The organism is Christiangramia aquimixticola, assembly GCF_048285835.1.
GTDB lineage: Bacteria > Bacteroidota > Bacteroidia > Flavobacteriales > Flavobacteriaceae > Christiangramia > Christiangramia aquimixticola.
Genome location: NZ_JBLVTL010000120.1, coordinates 1 through 332 on the forward strand (window position 1 = coordinate 1; position 332 = coordinate 332).

1 protein-coding gene is annotated in these 332 nt (G+C 53.6%); it reads left to right on the forward strand.

Annotation, left to right across the window (positions count from 1 at the left end; genetic code table 11):
* The coding region (locus ACNKXV_RS13770) for a sugar phosphate isomerase/epimerase family protein (protein ID WP_417908295.1) at window positions 1-332 on the forward strand (332 nt) is incomplete at both ends.

Consider the following 332-nt stretch of genomic DNA (forward strand, 5'->3'; position numbering starts at 1 on the left):
GTTTTGACGGAGTGGAACTTTTCACCCGATCCGGAACAGACCTCGATGCGAATCACCTGAAACAACGACTCGACCACTATGGACTGCAACTCGCCGCTGTGGGCACGGGTGCAGGGAAAGTGCTGCATGGCTTGACCCTGACTGACCCTGATGCTGCGATCCGTCAAAAGGCGATTGACTTTATCGCTGAGATGATCAGCTTTGGAGCCCAATTCGATGCGCCGGCGATTATTGGTTCGATGCAGGGAAATGTACTGCCCTCAGGCAATCGGGAGGAAACCTTCAAGCTACTAGCCGAGGGACTTGAAGTTCTGGGAAAACATGCGGCTTCT